A 17,159-nucleotide genomic window follows, 5' to 3' on the forward strand; every position below is an offset into this window, starting at 1 on the left:
GCACTACCCTCGGGCACCATGACCGCATTCGACGACCTCGACGACTATCTCGCTCTCCCTCGCGTCACCGCGCTCGCGCTGTCGCCGGACGGGACCCGCGTCGTGATCGCCCAGTCCACGCTGGACGAGGAGGGGACCGGGTACGTCGGGGCGCTGTGGGAGGTCGACCCGCAGGGGCATGCGCCCGCCCGGCGGCTCACATGGGGTGCGAAGGGCGAGTCGAATCCCGTCTTCACCGCCGCCGGCGACCTGCTGTTCACCGCCGCCCGGGCCGACGGGACGGACGGCGACGACGCCCCCGCCGCGCTGTGGCGGCTGCCCGCCGCCGGCGGCGAAGCACAGCGCGTGGTCTCCCGCAAGGGTGGGGTGCGTGGCGTGTGGGCGGCCGAGGCAGCGGACCGGATCGTGGTGACGGCGGACGTGCTCGGCCGCACCGACGGCGACGACGAGCGGATCCGGGACGCCCGCAAGAAGCGCAAGGTCTCCGCCGTGCTGCACACCGGATACCCGGTGCGCCACTGGGATCACGACCTCGGACCGGCCGAACCGCACCTGCTCGCCCTCGCGGACGGCCCGCACGCGCCCCTGTCGGACCTGACCCCCGGGCCCGGAGGCGCCCTGCGTGAGGCGTCCCTCGACCTTGCCGCCGACGGCAGCTTCGTCGTCACCACCTGGTCGGTGCCCGGGCCGCTCGCGTCCCGCCGCACCACCCTGGTGCGCATCGACACCGACACCGGACTGCGCACGGTCCTCGTCGACGACGAGGCCGCCGACGTGTTCGCCCCCGCGATCGCGCCGGACGGCACCCGGGTGGCGTTCCTGCACGAGACGCACTCCGACCCCGAGACGGCGCCGCGAATCACTCTGCGGCTGTTCGACCTTCGCTCGGGTGAGACGACCCAGCTGGTGCCCGGGTGGGACCGGTGGCCGACGTCGGTCGTCTGGCGGCCCGACTCCGGGGCCCTGCTCGTGACCGCCGACGAACACGGCCGCGCCCCGATCTTCCAGGTGGCGCTGTGGGCCGACGTCCCCACGCCGTTGACCACCGACGCCGCCGCCTACACCGACCTGCGTGTCGCGCCCGACGGAACGTGCGTCTACGCCCTGCGCGCCGCCTACGACACACCGCCGCACCCGGTGCGGATCGCGCTCGACGCCGCCGGCACCGTCACCGCGCTGCGCGCCCCCGCGGAGCAGCCCGAACTGCCCGGCCGCCTCACGGAGATCACCACCACCGCCGCCGCCGACGGCACCCCGCTGCGGGCCTGGCTGGCCCTGCCGGCCACCGCCGATCCCGACGCGCCCGCGCCACTGCTGCTGTGGATCCACGGCGGCCCGCTCGGCTCCTGGAACACCTGGTCGTGGCGGTGGAACCCGTGGCTGCTCGTCGCCCGCGGCTACGCCGTGCTGCTCCCGGACCCCGCGCTGTCCTCCGGTTACGGGCAGGACTTCGTCCAACGCGGGTGGGGCCGCTGGGGCAAGGAGCCCTACACCGATCTGATGGCCCTGACCGATGCGGCGATCGAACTACCCGAGATCGACGCCGAGCGCACCGCCGCGATGGGGGGATCCTTCGGCGGCTACATGGCCAACTGGATCGCCGGGCACACCGACCGATTCCACGCGATCGTCACCCACGCGAGCCTGTGGGCCCTGGACCAGTTCGGGCCCACCACGGACTCGGCCTGGTACTGGGCCCGGGAGATGACTCCCGAGATGGCGGTGGAGAACTCGCCGCACCTGTACGTCGCCGACATCGTCACCCCCATGCTGGTGATCCACGGCGACAAGGACTATCGCGTGCCGATCGGGGAGGGACTGCGGCTGTGGTACGAGCTGCTGTCCGAGTCGGGGGTACCCGCCGCCGCCGACGGCTCCACCGTGCACCGCTTCCTCTACTTTCCCGACGAGAACCACTGGGTGCTCAGCCCCCAGCACGCGAAGATCTGGTACGAGGTGGTCGAGGCGTTCCTCTCGGAGCACGTGCTCGCGCGCCCCCGGGAACTGCCCGAGGTGCTCGGCTGACGCGGATCGCGCCGGTGCGCGGCTGACGACGCGGATCGCGCCGGTGCGCGGCTGACGACGCGGATCGCGCCGGTGCGCGGCTGACGACGCGGATCGCGCCGGTGCGCGGCTGACGACGCGGATCGCACCGGTGCGCGGCTCGGGATTCGAGCAGCATCTCCGCCGGGGGCGACGCTCACCCGCCCAGCATCCGCACCCGCTCCAGCGCCGGGGCGAAGGCCTCGAGATACGGCCCGTGGACGGTGTAGTAGGTGAAGCCGTAGCGGTCGCGGTTGCGCAGGACCTGATCGGCCATCCGTTCCACCGTGCCGATCAGTGCGAACGGCGTGTCCAGCAGCTCCTCGACGCTCATCATCGGACCGTAGCGCTCGAGCAGTGCCCGCGCCGCGCCCTCTCGGTCGTCGGTCACCACGACCGCCTGGACCAGCACCTGCCACTCGAGGCGGTCCGCGCGGGCGCCGGCGCGCTCACGGGCGAACCGCACGCGCTCGTCGGCCTCGGTGGCCGTCGCGATGCGCAGCACCCCGGGCGCCTGCCCCGGCACCTGCACGGCACCGGCCACCCCCACGATGTCGGCGCGCTCGGCCGCCAGCTGCAGCACCCGGTCCCCGGTGCCGCCGATCAGCAGCGGGGGACCGGTACCGCCGAACCCGCGCCGCTGGACCGGCTGCAGCGGTGCCAGGCCCATGCCGGCGCGCAGCTCGGCCTGTTGCGGGTACCCACCCTCCGCGAAGCGGCGCCCCAGACCGTCGATCAGGGCCTCGAGCCGATCGACGCGGCGGCCGATCGGCTCCCAGCCGATGCCGGCCTCGTCGAATTCCCACTTCATGTGCCCGGCGCCGAGGCCGAGCTCGAGCCGGCCGCCGGTGAGGACGTCGGTGGTCGCGACGTCGCGGGCCAGCAGCTCCGAATTCCAGAACGGGGCGTTGAGGACGAGCGTGCCCACCCGCAGCCGCTCGGTCGCCTGCGCCGCGGCGACGAGCGTGGGAAACGGCGCGGCGACCCCCAGGTGGTCCGCGGCGAACAGCGTGTCGTACCCGAGGGCCTCGATGCGGCGGCACCGGCCGGCGAACGCGCCGGCCGACTCCAGGGCGAAGACGTTCGTGGCGAAGCGGAACTCGTTCACATCTGTCACGGTGCCGTACCCGTGATCCGCAGTCCAGCAGGCCCGCTCCGGGTCCGTGGGGCGTGTGCAGGCGGTTTGCCTCCGCTGACTACGATTGCGGGGTGACCAGTGCGCCAGAGAACCACCAGAACCCCGCCGACGCCCTCCCCAAGAGCTGGGACCCCAGCACCGTAGAGGACGAGCTGTACCAGGGCTGGGTGGACGCCGGTTACTTCGTCGCCGATCCGTCCAGCGACAAGCCCGGCTACTCGATCGTGCTGCCGCCGCCGAACGTCACCGGAAGCCTGCACATGGGCCACGCCCTCGACCACACCCTGATGGACGCGCTGTCGCGCCGCAAACGCATGCAGGGCTACGAGGTGCTCTGGCTGCCCGGCATGGACCACGCCGGCATCGCCACCCAGACCGTCGTCGAGAAGCAGCTCGCGGTGGACGGGAAGGCCAAGGAGGACTTCGGCCGCGAACTGTTCGTCGACAAGGTCTGGGACTGGAAGCGCGAATCGGGCGGCACCATCCAGGGCCAGATGCGCCGCATCGGCGACGGCGTCGACTGGTCCCGCGACCGGTTCACCATGGACGAGGGCCTTTCGCGGGCCGTGCAGACGATGTTCAAGCGGCTCTACGACGACGGGCTGATCTACCGGGCCGAGCGACTGGTGAACTGGTCGCCCGTGCTGCAGACCGCGATCTCCGACATCGAGGTCAAGTTCGAGGAGGTCGAGGGCGAACTCGTGTCGCTGCGCTACGGCTCCCTCAACGACGACGAGCCGCACGTGATCGTCGCCACCACCCGGGTGGAGACGATGCTGGGCGACACGGCCGTCGCGGTGCACCCGGACGACGAGCGCTACAAGCACCTGGTCGGCACCACCCTCGAGCACCCCCTCACCGGCCGGCGGATCCCCGTGATCGCCGACGAGTACGTCGACCCCGAATTCGGCACCGGCGCCGTGAAGATCACCCCCGCGCACGACCCCAACGACTTCGAGATGGGCCTGCGGCACAACCTGCCGATGCCCACCATCATGGACAAGGCCGGCAAGATCGCCGACACCGGAACGCAATTCGACGGCATGGACCGGTTCGAGGCGCGGGTCAAGGTGCGCGAGGCGCTGGCCGAGCAGGGGCGGGTCGTCGCCGAGAAGCGTCCCTACCTGCACAGCGTCGGTCACTCCGAGCGCAGCGGCGAGACCATCGAGCCCCGGCTGTCGATGCAGTGGTGGGTCAAGGTCGATGCGCTCGCCGAGGCGGCGGGCGACGCGGTCCGCAACGGCCACACCGTGATTCACCCGGCCAGCCAGGAACCGCGCTGGTTCGCCTGGGTCGACAACATGCACGACTGGTGCATCTCGCGGCAGTTGTGGTGGGGGCACCGCATCCCGATCTGGTACGGCCCCGACGGCGAGGTCGAGTGCTTCGGTCCGGACCAGACCGCCCCCGAGGGGTGGGAGCAGGACCCCGACGTGCTCGACACCTGGTTCTCCTCGGGCCTGTGGCCGTTCTCCACGATGGGCTGGCCCGACAAGACGCCGGAGCTCGAAAAGTTCTATCCCACAAGCGTGCTCGTCACCGGTTACGACATCCTGTTCTTCTGGGTGGCCCGGATGATGATGTTCGGCCTGTACGTCGCGAACGACGAGGCGATCACCGCCGGCGGGAAGTCCGGCGTCCAGGTGCCGTTCAAGGACCTGTTCCTGCACGGCCTCGTGCGCGACCAGTACGGCAAGAAGATGTCCAAGTCGCGCGGCAACGGCATCGATCCGCTGGACTGGGTGGAGCGGTACGGCGCCGACGCACTGCGCTTCACCCTGGCCCGCGGCGCCAACCCCGGGAGCGACCTCGCCGTGGGCGAGGACCACGCGCAGTCCTCCCGCAACTTCGCCAACAAGCTGTTCAACGCGACCAAGTTCGCCCTGATGAACGGCGCCGTCGTCACCGAGCTGCCGGCGCGCGCTGCGCTCACCGACGCGGACCGGTGGATCCTCGACCGGCTCGAGCAGGTCCGCGCCGAGGTCGACGAGGCGTTCGAACGGTTCGAGTTCTCCAAGGCGTGCGAGGCGCTCTACCACTTCGCGTGGGACGAGGTGTGTGACTGGTACCTCGAGCTCGCCAAGGTGCAGCTCGCCGACGGCAGCGAGTACGCGGAGGGGACCAAGGCGGTCCTCGGCAACGTCCTCGACCAGCTGCTGCGCCTGCTGCACCCGGTGATCCCGTTCGTCACCGAAACCCTCTGGAAGGTGCTCACCGGCGGCGAGTCCGTGGTCGTCGCGTCGTGGCCGGGCACCAGCGGGGTCGCGGCCGACGCCGACTCCGCGCGCCGCGTCGAGGATCTGCAGAAGCTCGTCACCGAGGTCCGCCGCTTCCGCAGCGACCAGGGCCTCAAGCCGTCGCAGAAGGTCGCCGCGCGGCTCACCGAGATCGACGCCGCCGACCTGGCCGCCCAGGTGCCGGCCGTGCGGTCGCTGGCGCGACTGACCGAGCCGGCGGACGGGTTCTCCGCCACCGCCTCCATCGAGGTGCGCCTGTCCCGCGCCACCGTCACCGTCGAGCTGGACACCTCCGGCACCGTCGACGTGGCGGCCGAGCGTGCCCGTCTGGGCAAGGACCTTGCGGTCGCCGAGAAGGAGCTCGCGGGCACGTCCGCCAAGCTCAGCAACGAGGCGTTCCTCGCCAAGGCGCCCGCGGCGGTCGTCGAGAAGATCACCGCCCGTAAGCAGATCGCGGAGGAGGAGATCGCCCGGATCACCGCCCGACTCCAGGAGCTGGGGTCGGCGTGAGCGAGGACCGGTCCGCGGCGACGCCGGCGCAGCCTTCGCCGGTCGACCTGGCCGAGCTGACCCTCGTCGAGGCCGAACTCGACAAGCGCTGGCCCGAAACGAAGATCGAGCCGTCGCTCACCCGGATCGCGGCGCTGATGGATCTGCTCGGATCCCCGCAGCGCAGCTATCCGGCCATCCAGATCGCCGGCACCAACGGCAAGACGTCGGTGAGCCGGATGATCGACGCCCTGCTGACCCGGTTGCACCGGCGGACCGGCCGCACCACGAGCCCGCACCTGCAGCTGGCCACCGAGCGGATCAGCATCGACGGGGCGCCGGTCTCGCCGCGCACCTACGTCGACACCTATCGCGAACTCGAGCCGTACGTCGCGATGATCGACGCCCAGTCGCAGGCTGCGGGCGGCCCGGCGATGAGCAAGTTCGAGGTGACCACGGCGATGGCCTTCGCCGCGTTCGCCGAGGCTCCCGTCGACGTCGCCGTCGTCGAGGTGGGGCTCGGTGGCACCTGGGACGCCACCAACGTCGTGGACGCGCAGGTCGCGGTGATCACCCCGATCGGGCTCGACCACACCGAGTACCTCGGTCCCGACCTCCCGACGATCGCGGGGGAGAAGGCCGGGATCATCAAGAAGGCTGCCGACGACGGGCTGGTTCCCCGCGACACCGTCGCCGTCCTGGCCCAGCAGGAGCCCGAGGTGATGGAGGTGCTGCTGCGACGGGCCGTCGAGGCGGATGCCGCCGTGGCGCGCGAGGGCTCCGAGTTCAAGGTCCTGGCCCGGCGCATCGCCGTGGGGGGTCAGCAGCTCGAGCTGCAGGGCCTGGGCGGGGTGTACACCGACATCTTCCTGCCGCTGCACGGCGAGCACCAGGCCCGCAACGCCTCGCTCGCGCTCGCCGCCGTGGAGGCGTTCTTCGGCGCCGGCGCCGACCGGCAGCTCGACGGCGACGCGGTGCGCGCGGCGTTCGCGTCGGTGCTCAACCCGGGCCGGCTCGAACGGGTGCGCAGCGCCCCGACGGTCTTCCTCGACGCCGCCCACAACCCCCACGGGGCGAAGGCGCTCGCCGCGGCCCTGGCCGACGAGTTCGACTTCCGCAAGCTGGTCGGAGTGGTGTCGGTGATGGCCGACAAGGATGTGCCCGGCCTGCTCGACGCGCTCGAGCCGGTGTTCGACGAGATCGTCGTCACCCACAACGGTTCGCCGCGGGCCATGGACGTCGACGAGCTCGCCGACCTGGCCGTGGCCCGGTTCGGCGACGAACGCGTGGTGGTCGCGCAGACACTGCCCGACGCCCTCGAGACGGCCATCGCCATCGCCGAGGAGGTCGCCGAGCCGGGTGAGGCAGTATCGGGGGCGGGCGTCGTGGTCACCGGTTCGGTGGTGACCGCCGGCGCCGCCCGCACTCTCTTCGGAAAGGACCCCGCGTGAGCGAGGCAGCTGACAACCCCGGCGAATCGCCGGATCGGGACTCCGCCGTCCGGCCCCCGGCGAAGGACCCGTGGAAGGGACTGCGCGGCGTCATGGCCGGCACGCTCGTCCTCGAGGCCATCGTGGTCCTGCTCGTGCTGCCGGTCGTCGCGGTCATCGGTGGGGGGCTGACGTGGTTCTCGGGCGGCTACATCGTGCTCCTCGCCGTCGCGATGATCGCGGGCGCCGGGCTGCAGGGCCGGCCGTGGGCGCTCTGGTACAACCTCGCGCTGCAGGTGCTGACCCTGCTGGGCTTCGTGGTGGACCTGTCGCTCGGCATCGTCGGCGTGCTCTTCAGCGTGGTCTGGGGCTACATCCTGTACCTGCGCAAGGACATGAAGGACCGCGAGGCGCGGGGTCTGCTGCCGGGGCAGCGGGGCTGACCACTACGCTGTGCGCGTGACTGAGCGGACCCTGGTACTGATCAAGCCCGACGGCGTGGCCCGTCGTCATGTCGGAGAGATCCTCTCGCGCATCGAGCGCAAGGGACTCGACATCGTGGCACTCGAGCTGCGCACCGCCACCGAGGAGGTGGCCGCCGCCCACTACGCCGAGCACGAGGGCAAACCCTTCTACCCCGGCCTGATCGAGTTCATCACCTCGCGCCCGCTGGTCGCGGCCGTGCTCGAGGGCCCCCGGGCCATCGCCGCGTTCCGTCAGCTCGCGGGCGGCACCGATCCGGTGGAGAAGGCCGTTCCCGGCTCCATCCGCGGTGATCTCGGGCTCGACGCCGGGGAGAACCTGGTGCACGGCTCCGACTCGGTGGAGTCCGCCGAGCGCGAGATCGCCCTCTGGTTCCCCGCCCTCGCCGGGTCCTGATCCGTATCGACTGCCCCGCCACGGCGCCCTCCGGGGCGCCGTTGGCGTATCCACGGACCTCTGTGTGGGATACTGAGGTAGGTCGCCCCGCTTCGAGTGTTGCGGAACGACCGAACGACATCACGGATCGATGCCCGACATCGCTGTGACCGGGGACGCAGGAGACACCTCGCTCGGTTGCACGCTGGATGCACCGGCGCTCGATCCGCGATCCAGCCAGGCACCGCTCGGCCGTGCAGTGAAAACGGGCACCGGACGACCGCGCGATGCGAGACCGCACATCTCGCGCCTCCCGGTGCGAGCACACACAGACAGCGCCCTCGCGTGGCCGCGTCACATCGCTCGAGACGAGGATGGACGCGCCCGGGGGCCCGAGGAGACCTACGTGGCCGAACAAGCGCCGCCGAACGACAATTCCAACGAAGAGGGCACCGTGGTGCTGCCGCCGAAGATGCGCGTGCACGCCCTTGCCAAACTGCTCGGCCTGACCAGCAAACAGGTCATGGCCAAGGCCGCCGACCTCGGCACCGAGCTGCGCAGTGCCCACTCGAGCCTGCAGCGCGACCTCGCCGAACAGATCCGCGCCGCGCTCGGCGCACCGGCCGAGGCCGAACCGGTGCCCACCGCGGAAGCCGCACCGGAACCGGTGGGTGAGGCGCCCGAGGTGCCCGCCGGAGAGGCCGCCGTCGCGGTGCCCGCCGAGGTCCCCGTGGAGGAGCCGGCGGCCGCGGTCCAGGACACTACCGCTCAGGAACCCGCCGCGGAGTCCGTCGAGGCACCCGCGGCCCCGGCCCTGTTCACCGGCGTGGAGCAGGAGACCCCGGTGTTCGCCGCGCCGGAACCGAGCACCGCCGAGCCCGTCGTCAGCGCACCGCTGTTCCTGCAGCCGGAGGTCACCACTCCCGTCGAGGCCCCGCCCCGTCGACGCCGTTCCCGGCGAGCGGCCGAGGCACCCGAGCCCGCCGTCGCCGAGGAGGTCACCGAGGAGACCGCCGCGGTGGAGGAACCGGCCGAGGAGACCGCCGAGGAGGAGGAGCCGCGTCGGCGCCGTCGTGGCCGCCGTGGCCGTGGCCGTGGCCGCGGCGAACAGCCCGAGACGCAGGACGAGACCACCGCCGAGGAGGGGACAGCTGCGGCGGAGGCCGAGGAAGCGGAGGCCGAGGAGCCGACGGAGGCCGAGGAGCCGACGACGGAGGAAGCCGCGACCGCCGGGCCGGAGGCCGGGGAGGCCGAAGGCGGGGAGGCCGAGCAGGCCGAGGCCGAGCAGGCCGAGGCCGAGGAGGAGTCCGCGGAAGGTCCCTCGCGCCGTCGTCGCCGTCGTCGTCGCCGCAAGGGCAGCGCGGACGGCGCCGAGACCGTCGCCGAGGACGACTCGGTCCCCACCGTCGTCCACGAGCGCGAGCCGCGGCCCAAGGCCCGCGCCGCCAAGGACGAGGTGCAGGGCATCACCGGTTCCACCCGGCTCGAGGCCAAGCGCCAGCGCCGCCGCGACGGCCGGGACGCGGGCCGCCGTCGGCCCCCGATCCTCACCGAGTCGGAGTTCCTCGCCCGTCGCGAGTCCGTCGACCGCGTCATGGTGGTGCGGGAGAAGACCGGTGACGGTGCGCACCCCGGGAACATCACGCAGGTCGCGGTCCTCGAGGACGGCGTCCTGGTCGAGCACTTCGTGACCAGCGCCGGATCCGGTTCGATGGTCGGCAACATCTTCCTCGGCCGTGTCCAGAACGTGCTTCCCTCGATGGAGGCGGCGTTCATCGACATCGGCAGGGGCCGCAACGGCGTCCTCTACGCCGGCGAGGTCAACTGGGAGGCCGCCGGGCTCGGCGGCAACTCCCGCAAGATCGAGCAGGCCCTCAAGCCGGGTGACCGGGTGCTCGTGCAGGTCAGCAAGGACCCGGTCGGGCACAAGGGCGCCCGACTGACCACGCAGATCAGCCTCGCCGGCCGATTCCTGGTGTACGTGCCGGGCGGCTCGTCCACCGGCATCAGCCGCAAGCTGCCCGACACCGAGCGCAAGCGGCTCAAGGAGATCCTGCGCGAGATCGTCCCGGCCGAGGCCGGCGTGATCATCCGCACCGCGGCGGAGGGCGTGAGCGAAGACGAGCTCGCCCGCGACGTGCAGCGCCTGCAGACGCAGTGGGCTTCCATCGAGGAGCAGGCCGCCAAGCTCGAGTCCGACGGCTCGGGGCAGCCGAAGACCCTCTACGAAGAGCCCGACCTGCTGGTCAAGGTGATTCGCGACCTGTTCAACGAGGACTTCTCCAAACTCGTCATCGAGGGCGAGAACGCCTGGACCACCGTCGAGAGCTACATCCGCACCGTCGCACCGGACATGGTGCCCCGCGTGGAGCGGCACGATCCCGACTCGGGTGGACGCGACGTGTTCGCCGCCCACCGCATCGACGAGCAGCTCGCCAAGGCGCTCGACCGCAAGGTGTGGCTGCCGTCCGGTGGCACGCTCGTCATCGATCGCACCGAGGCGATGACCGTCGTCGACGTCAACACCGGCAAGTTCACCGGGGCCGGCGGCAATCTCGAAGAGACCGTCACCCGCAACAACCTCGAGGCGGCCGAGGAGATCGTGCGGCAGATGCGGCTGCGCGACATCGGCGGCATGATCGTCGTCGACTTCATCGACATGGTGCTCGAGTCGAACCGCGACCTGGTGCTGCGACGCCTCACCGAGGCGCTCGGCCGGGACCGCACCCGCCACCAGGTCTCCGAGGTGACCTCGCTGGGGCTCGTGCAGATGACGCGCAAGCGGCTCGGCACGGGTCTGGTGGAGGCGTTCTCCACCACGTGCGAGCACTGCCACGGCCGCGGCATCGTCGTGCACAGCGAACCCGTCGAGGCCGGCGCGGCCGAGGACGGTGGGCGGCCCGCCCGTGCCGAGAGCGGCTCCCGGCGCCGCCGGGGCCGTGACCGCGGCGCCCAGCCGGAGGCGGCGACGACCGAGACGGCCGCGCCCGCGCCGGTACCCGAGGTGGCGACAGTGGACGCGACCGTCAAGCGTGCCCACCCGGTGGCCCTGGCGATGGCTGCGCACCACGGGAACCACGACGAGAACCCGGCGGAATCCGGCGCCGAGCAGGCGCAGGCAGCGCCGGCCGCGCCGGCCCAGCCGGCCGAAACACGCGAGGCCCAGCCGGCCGAAACACGCGAGGCCCAGCCGGCCGAAACACGCGAGGCTGAGCCGGCCGAATCACGCAAGGCTGGGCCCGCCGACACGCGCGAGGCGCGGCCGGCCGAAGCACCGGAGGCCGAAAAGCAGGCAGCGGAGCCGGCGGCCCGTCGCCGTCGCCGGGTCTCACGGGCCGCCGCGGCCCCGACGGGCGACGGCACCGGCGCCGGCACCGTCTTCGTGGTGCCCACACCGGCCCCCGCACCGGAGCCTGCGGCGGTGGCCGCCGCGCCGGTCCCGGACGGGGAGAACGCCGAGCCGGTGGTCGTTCGACGGCCGCGTCGTCGCCGGGCCGCGGGCCGGCCCGCCGGCCCGCCGGTCGAAGCACAGGCATGAGGTCCGACCGGGCCCGACACCGCGCGGGCCCGGTTTGACCCTGGCAGTCACCTTCCCGTAATCTTGGTCAGTCGCTACTCGGCGATACGGCCCTGCTGCGCCCGATGCGGGAAGGTGGCGGGCCCCGAGTCAGCAACCACACCAGACCAGTCGCGTTGCACACCGTGGCGCGAGCACGTTCGAACTAGCAAGGGGTAGCCGTCCGATGGCAACGTACGCGATCGTCAAGACCGGCGGTAAGCAGTACAAGGTCGCTGAGGGCGATCTCGTCAAGGTCGAGAAGATCGAGGGTGAGCCCGGCACTGCTGTCTCGCTTGCTCCGGTCCTCGTCGTCGACGGAGCCGAGCTGACCACCGACGCCGACAAGCTGGCGAAGGTCACGGTCACCGGCGAGATCGTCGAGCACACCAAGGGCCCGAAGATCCGCATCCACAAGTTCAAGAACAAGACCGGCTACCACAAGCGCCAGGGTCACCGTCAGAAGCTGACGGTCCTGAAGGTCACCGGCATCAAGTAATTCGGGCTTCCGCTTCAAACCCCAGGAGGGTTCGTCATGGCACACAAGAAGGGCGCATCCAGCTCCCGTAACGGTCGCGATTCGAACGCCCAGCGTCTCGGCGTCAAGCGCTTCGGCGGCCAGGCCGTCAACGCCGGTGAGATCCTGGTGCGCCAGCGCGGCACCCACTTCCACCCCGGCGTGAACGTCGGCCGTGGCGGCGACGACACGCTGTTCGCCCTCGCTGCCGGTGCCGTCGAGTTCGGCACCAAGCGTGGTCGCAAGACGGTCAACATCGTTCCGGTCGCGGCAGACGCCTGATCTGCCGTCCGAATCGGACACCGCGGAGGTTCCCTTCGCACATACTCCCAGTAGGGGCGGACCAGGGTCGCACACCCGGGTCCGCCCCTACTGTTTTCGGGACGACCGGTACCGGTCGTTCCGGCACAACTCCGGTAGTCCCGGCACAGTGGGGCTACCGGTCGACACAACAGTTCCACCATTCGACGGAGGTCCACCCCATGTCCCGCTTCATCGACCGGGTGGTGCTGCACGTCACCGCCGGCAAGGGTGGTAACGGCTGCGCCTCCGTCCATCGCGAGAAGTTCAAGCCGCTCGGCGGCCCCGACGGCGGTAACGGCGGCAACGGCGGCAACGTCGTGCTCGAGGTGGACGAGGGGGTCCACACCCTCCTCGACTTCCACTTCCACCAGCACGCGAAAGCCACGAACGGCACGCAGGGCGCGGGCAGCAACCGCGACGGCGCCAACGGCGGCGACCTCGTGCTCAAGGTGCCCGACGGCACCGTCGTGCTCGACAAGGACGGCCGGATCCTGGCCGACATGGTCGGCGCCGGCACTCGCTTCGTCGCCGCCCACGGTGGCCGCGGCGGCCTCGGCAACGCGGCCCTGGCGTCGAAGGCCCGCAAGGCCCCCGGCTTCGCCCTGCTCGGCGAGGAGGGGGAGGAGCGCGACCTCGTCCTCGAACTCAAGTCCGTCGCCGACGTCGGGCTGGTCGGGTTCCCGTCCGCAGGCAAGTCCTCGCTGGTGTCGGTGCTCTCCGCGGCCAAGCCGAAGATCGCCGACTACCCGTTCACCACCCTCGTTCCCAACCTCGGGGTCGTGCAGTCGGGCGACACCACGTTCACCGTCGCCGACGTGCCGGGCCTGATCCCCGGCGCCAGCCAGGGCCGCGGTCTCGGCCTGGACTTCCTGCGTCACCTCGAGCGCTGCGCCGTGCTCGCGCACGTCGTCGACTGCGCGACGCTCGAGCCGGGGCGCGATCCCGTCTCCGACATCGACGCACTCGAGGCCGAGCTGGCCGCCTACCAGCCGGCGTTGTCCGGCGACAGCAGCCTGGGCGACCTCGCCGATCGTCCCCGCATCGTCATCCTCAACAAGGTCGACGTGCCGGACGCCGCGGAACTCGCCGATTTCGTCACCCCCGAGCTCGAGGAGCGGGGCTGGCCGGTGTTCCGGATCTCCGCCGTCAGCCGGGAAGGGCTGCGGCCGCTGACCTTCGCGTTGGCGCGGATGGTGGAGGAGTACCGGCAGGCGCATCCGCCGGCCGCGCCGCGGCGGCCGGTCATCCGGCCCGTCGCCGTCGACGAGACCGGCTTCAGCGTCGTCGCCGACCCCGAGACGCCGGGTGGCTTCATCGTGCGCGGCACCCGGCCCGAGCGCTGGGTGCGTCAGACGGCGTTCGACAACGACGAGGCCGTCGGCTACCTCGCGGATCGGCTCGCCCGCCTCGGTGTCGAGGACGAACTCGTCAAGCAGGGCGCCGAACCGGGTGCCTCCGTCACCATCGGCGACGTCTCGTTCGAGTGGGAGCCGCAGACCCAGGCCGGCGTGGACGTCGTGCCCACCGGCCGGGGCACCGACGCCCGCCTCGACCAGGTCGATCGGGTCGGCGCCGCCGAACGCCGCCACGCCAAGCGGGTCCGCCGCGGTCTCGCGACCGACGACGACGAGTTCTGACCACTGCACCTCGAGCCCAGAAGCAGGAGATCGTGAGCGATACCCGGGAGGCCGTCGCCGGCGCGCGCCGCGTCGTGGTGAAGATCGGCTCGTCCGCCATCACCAGCCTGGTCGGCGGCCTCGACCGGGACCGTCTCGACTGCCTGGTCGACGCTCTCGAAGAGCGCATGCGCTCCGGCTCGGACGTCGTGGTGGTGTCCTCCGGCGCGGTCGGCGCCGGCCTCGCCCCGCTGGGCCTGACCATCCGGCCCCGCGACCTGGCCACCAAGCAGGCCGCGGCCAGCGTCGGACAGCTTGCCCTGGCCCACGCGTGGGGCACCTCCTTCGCCCGATACGGCCGCACCGTCGGGCAGGTGCTGCTCACGGCCGACGACATCGCGCGGCGCACCCAGCACCGCAATGCCCAGCGCACCCTCGACCGGCTGCGCGCGCTGCACGCCGTGCCCGTGGTCAACGAGAACGACACCGTCGCGACCGCCGAGCTGCGGTTCGGCGACAACGATCGCCTCGCCGCGCTCGTCGCGCACCTCGTCGGCGCCGACGCGCTGATCCTGCTCTCCGACGTCGACGGCCTCTACGACGGCGATCCCCGTAAGGGCGACGCCCACCTCATCGCGGAGGTGACGAGCCCGGAGGACCTCGACGGCGTCGTCGCCGGGTCCGGGGGCGCCCTCGGCACGGGCGGTATGGCGTCGAAGCTGTCCGCCGCGCGCCTGGCCGCGGATTCGGGTGTGCCGGTGCTGCTCACCGCCGCGTCGCAGGCCGACCGTGCCCTCGGTGCCGCGGACGTGGGCACCGCGTTCGCGGCCCGGCCCGACCGGATGTCGGCGCGGCGTTTCTGGGTGCGGCACGCCGCCGACACCCACGGCACCCTGCACCTGGACGCGGGCGCGGTACGGGCGGTGGTGGAACGGCGCCGCTCGCTGCTCGCGGCGGGCATCACGGGAATGAGCGGGCGCTTCCACGGTGGGGACGTGGTGGCGCTGGTCGGTCCCGACGGCCGCACGGTGGGACGCGGCGTGGTGGCCTACGATGCCGCCGAGCTGGACTGGATGATCGGGTTCTCCACGCGGCAGCTGCCGGCGGACCTGCAGCGGCCGGTGGTGCACGCGGACGATCTCGTGACGCTGTAGGCGCGGGCGGTCACCGGCCGGACGTGGCCGCCGGTGCCGCGGTGACCAGGGCCGTGAGCACCTCCGAGCAGCCCGCGTCGACCTTCACGGTGGCGAGGGGATCGCCGCGCGTGACGCCACGGTTGACCACGGCCACCGGCATGCGGCGCTTGGCGGCGTGCCGCACGAACCGCAACCCGGACATCACCGTCAGGGAACTGCCGACCACGAGCAGGGCCTCCGCCTCGTCGACGAGCGCGAAGGCGCGCTCCACGCGCTCGCGTGGCACCGATTCACCGAAGTAGACGATGTCCGGCTTGAGCATCCCCCCGCACCGCTCGCAGTCCACCATGCGGAAGCTGCCGGTGTCGTCGACGACCGCGTCGGCGTCCGGCGCCACCTCGAGACCCGTCGTCCCCCGAACCCGTTCGAGGAAGCCCGGATTGGCGGCGGTGAGCCGCTCGGCGAGGGTGAAGCGCGAGATCCGGAGGTCGCACGCCAGGCAGCGCACCTGCGCGTAGCAGCCGTGCAGGTCGATCACCCGCCGGCTCCCGGCCTTGGTGTGCAGCAGGTCCACGTTCTGGGTCAGGACGCCCAGGACGGTGCCGCGGCGTTCGAGCGCGGCGAGGGCGCGGTGCCCGGCGTTCGGCCGTGCGGAGTCCATGTGCCGCCACCCGACATGGTTGCGCGCCCAGTAGCGGCGCCGGAATTCCGGATCCCCGACGAACTGCTGATAGGTCATCGGGTTGCGGGGTGGCGCGCCGGGGCTGCGGTAGTCCGGGATGCCGGAGTCGGTCGAGATGCCCGCGCCGGTGAGCACGCACAACTGCCGGCCGTCGAGCAGGTGGTGCAGCGGTTCGATCACCCCGTCCAGGGTAGCGGCGTGTCAGTACCCGGCGCTCGGGTCGACGACCGCGGCGAGATCGAGGCCGGCCGCGAAGCGCGTGACGTTCTCGGTCACGTGCTCGGCGAACGCGGGGATGCGCAGCGCCGGGGGATTGGAGTCGTGCGGGGTGATCATGGCGTTGCGCAGCGACCACAGCGGGTGCCCGTCCGGCAGCGGTTCCGGGTCCGTGACGTCCAGGCCGGCGCCCGCGATGACGCGGCGGCTCAGGGCGTCCACCAGCGCGTCGGTGTCGACGAGGCTGCCGCGGGCAACGTTGATCACCCAGGCGGTCGGCTTCATCGCGGCCAGCTCGTCGGCGCCCACCAGTTGCTCGGTCTCGGCCGTAGCGGGGGCGGCGATCACGAAATGGTCTGCGCGGGGCCATACTTCGTCGATCCGTGCGACGGGGACCGTCTCCACGGCGCCCGGGACGGGGCGGCCGCTGCGGGTGACCGCGAGCGCCTGGGCGCCGAGCGAACCGAGCATGGGGATCAGGGCCCGGCCGATGCCACCCGCCCCGATGATCCCGACGGTGGCGCCGCGCAGGGTGCCCAGCTGGGGGTAGAACACGCTCGGGGTCCACGACGTGGCCGCCAGGTGGTCGGGCAGCGCCCGCACGCCGGCGAGCAGCAGCATGAGCGCGTGTTCGGCGACCGTCGCGGCGAACGCCCCGGCGGCCGACGTCCACGTCACCTGGGGGTGAGCGCGGATGACGCCGGCGTCGAACCAGTCCTCCACGCCGGCGGCGGGCAGCTGAACCCACCGCACCGACGCCGGCAGCACCGCGGGGAACTCGTCCGGTCCGGCGGTCCAGACCACCGCGTCCGGGCGGTCGTCGAACCCGCACACGCGACCGCCGCCGGCCCCGATCGCCCGGTCGAACACGATGTCCGGGGCGGGGCCGACGGCGATGCGCGGCTGTCGCTCGTAGGTCATGGCTCCGACTCTAGGCG

At 72.1% G+C, this 17,159-nt stretch carries 13 protein-coding genes; 10 read left to right on the forward strand and 3 right to left on the reverse strand.

The features are described from left to right. The first annotated feature begins 18 nt into the window (after window positions 1–18). Window positions 19–2,025 carry a S9 family peptidase gene (locus HFP48_RS11625; protein WP_168579536.1) on the forward strand — a complete coding sequence of 669 codons (2,007 nt, stop codon included), beginning with the start codon at window positions 19–21 and terminating at the stop codon, window positions 2,023–2,025. Between the two features lie 175 nt (window positions 2,026–2,200). On the opposite strand, the gene HFP48_RS11630 is transcribed toward HFP48_RS11625, so the two are convergent. Next, window positions 2,201–3,151: a TIGR03621 family F420-dependent LLM class oxidoreductase gene (locus tag HFP48_RS11630; RefSeq protein ID WP_161994836.1), complete on the reverse strand. Its 951-nt coding sequence runs from the start codon at window positions 3,149–3,151 to the stop codon at window positions 2,201–2,203. A gap of 101 nt (window positions 3,152–3,252) precedes the next feature. Between HFP48_RS11630 and HFP48_RS11635 the strand changes: the two genes are divergently transcribed. The 9 genes from HFP48_RS11635 to proB all read left to right on the forward strand — a co-directional run bounded on the left by HFP48_RS11635 (window position 3,253) and on the right by proB (window position 15,341). Continuing rightward, window positions 3,253–5,928, forward strand: a complete 2,676-nt coding sequence (locus HFP48_RS11635; protein WP_168579537.1) for a valine--tRNA ligase — start codon at window positions 3,253–3,255, stop codon at window positions 5,926–5,928. After that, entirely contained in the window at window positions 5,925–7,358 is a 1,434-nt protein-coding gene (locus tag HFP48_RS11640) for a folylpolyglutamate synthase/dihydrofolate synthase family protein (protein WP_006937237.1), read from the forward strand. The genes HFP48_RS11635 and HFP48_RS11640 overlap by 4 nt, the downstream gene beginning before the upstream one ends. Continuing rightward, on the forward strand, window positions 7,355–7,780 hold the full coding sequence (locus HFP48_RS11645; protein WP_006937236.1) for a DUF4233 domain-containing protein: 426 nt from the start codon (window positions 7,355–7,357) through the stop codon (window positions 7,778–7,780). The genes HFP48_RS11640 and HFP48_RS11645 overlap by 4 nt, the downstream gene beginning before the upstream one ends. Before the next feature lie 16 nt (window positions 7,781–7,796). Next, window positions 7,797–8,216: a nucleoside-diphosphate kinase gene (ndk, locus tag HFP48_RS11650; RefSeq protein WP_006937234.1), complete on the forward strand. Its 420-nt coding sequence runs from the start codon at window positions 7,797–7,799 to the stop codon at window positions 8,214–8,216. Window positions 8,217–8,601: 385 nt separating this feature from the next. Then, window positions 8,602–11,733: a translation initiation factor IF-2 N-terminal domain-containing protein gene (locus HFP48_RS11655; RefSeq protein ID WP_168579538.1), complete on the forward strand. Its 3,132-nt coding sequence runs from the start codon at window positions 8,602–8,604 to the stop codon at window positions 11,731–11,733. Between the two features lie 205 nt (window positions 11,734–11,938). Then, window positions 11,939–12,250, forward strand: a complete 312-nt coding sequence (rplU, locus tag HFP48_RS11660) for a 50S ribosomal protein L21 (RefSeq protein WP_006937230.1) — start codon at window positions 11,939–11,941, stop codon at window positions 12,248–12,250. Window positions 12,251–12,286: 36 nt separating this feature from the next. Continuing rightward, the gene (gene rpmA / locus HFP48_RS11665; RefSeq protein WP_006937229.1) at window positions 12,287–12,550 is read left to right on the forward strand and encodes a 50S ribosomal protein L27; all 264 of its coding nucleotides are present in this window, start codon (window positions 12,287–12,289) and stop codon (window positions 12,548–12,550) included. A 200-nt stretch (window positions 12,551–12,750) separates the two neighbouring features. Then, window positions 12,751–14,208 carry a GTPase ObgE gene (gene obgE, locus HFP48_RS11670; RefSeq protein ID WP_006937227.1) on the forward strand — a complete coding sequence of 486 codons (1,458 nt, stop codon included), beginning with the start codon at window positions 12,751–12,753 and terminating at the stop codon, window positions 14,206–14,208. 32 nt (window positions 14,209–14,240) lie between these two features. Continuing rightward, window positions 14,241–15,341, forward strand: a complete 1,101-nt coding sequence (gene proB, locus HFP48_RS11675) for a glutamate 5-kinase (RefSeq protein ID WP_006937225.1) — start codon at window positions 14,241–14,243, stop codon at window positions 15,339–15,341. Between the two features lie 10 nt (window positions 15,342–15,351). Here the strand turns inward: proB and HFP48_RS11680 are convergent, their stop codons facing one another. Both HFP48_RS11680 and HFP48_RS11685 read right to left on the reverse strand, forming a co-directional pair. Next, window positions 15,352–16,185 (reverse strand): NAD-dependent protein deacetylase, encoded by an 834-nt coding sequence (locus tag HFP48_RS11680; protein ID WP_029543147.1) that lies wholly within the window; start codon window positions 16,183–16,185, stop codon window positions 15,352–15,354. Window positions 16,186–16,206: 21 nt separating this feature from the next. Next, window positions 16,207–17,142, reverse strand: coding sequence for a D-isomer specific 2-hydroxyacid dehydrogenase family protein (locus HFP48_RS11685; RefSeq protein WP_029543149.1), 936 nt, complete (start codon window positions 17,140–17,142; stop codon window positions 16,207–16,209). Window positions 17,143–17,159: the final 17 nt, after the last annotated feature.

The organism is Rhodococcus sp. DMU1 (assembly GCF_012272955.1).
GTDB classification, from domain to species: Bacteria; Actinomycetota; Actinomycetes; order Mycobacteriales; family Mycobacteriaceae; genus Rhodococcus; species Rhodococcus aetherivorans.

Bases quoted from the DNA above. Each gene is read 5' to 3' on its own strand.
- rplU (WP_006937230.1), top strand. From the start codon at position 11,939: ATGGCAACGTACGCGATCGTCAAGACCGGCGGTAAGCAGTACAAGGTC.
- obgE (WP_006937227.1), top strand. From the start codon at position 12,751: ATGTCCCGCTTCATCGACCGGGTGGTGCTGCACGTCACCGCCGGCAAG.
- HFP48_RS11625 (WP_168579536.1), top strand. From the start codon at position 19: ATGACCGCATTCGACGACCTCGACGACTATCTCGCTCTCCCTCGCGTC.
- rpmA (WP_006937229.1), top strand. From the start codon at position 12,287: ATGGCACACAAGAAGGGCGCATCCAGCTCCCGTAACGGTCGCGATTCG.
- HFP48_RS11685 (WP_029543149.1), bottom strand. From the start codon at position 17,142: ATGACCTACGAGCGACAGCCGCGCATCGCCGTCGGCCCCGCCCCGGAC.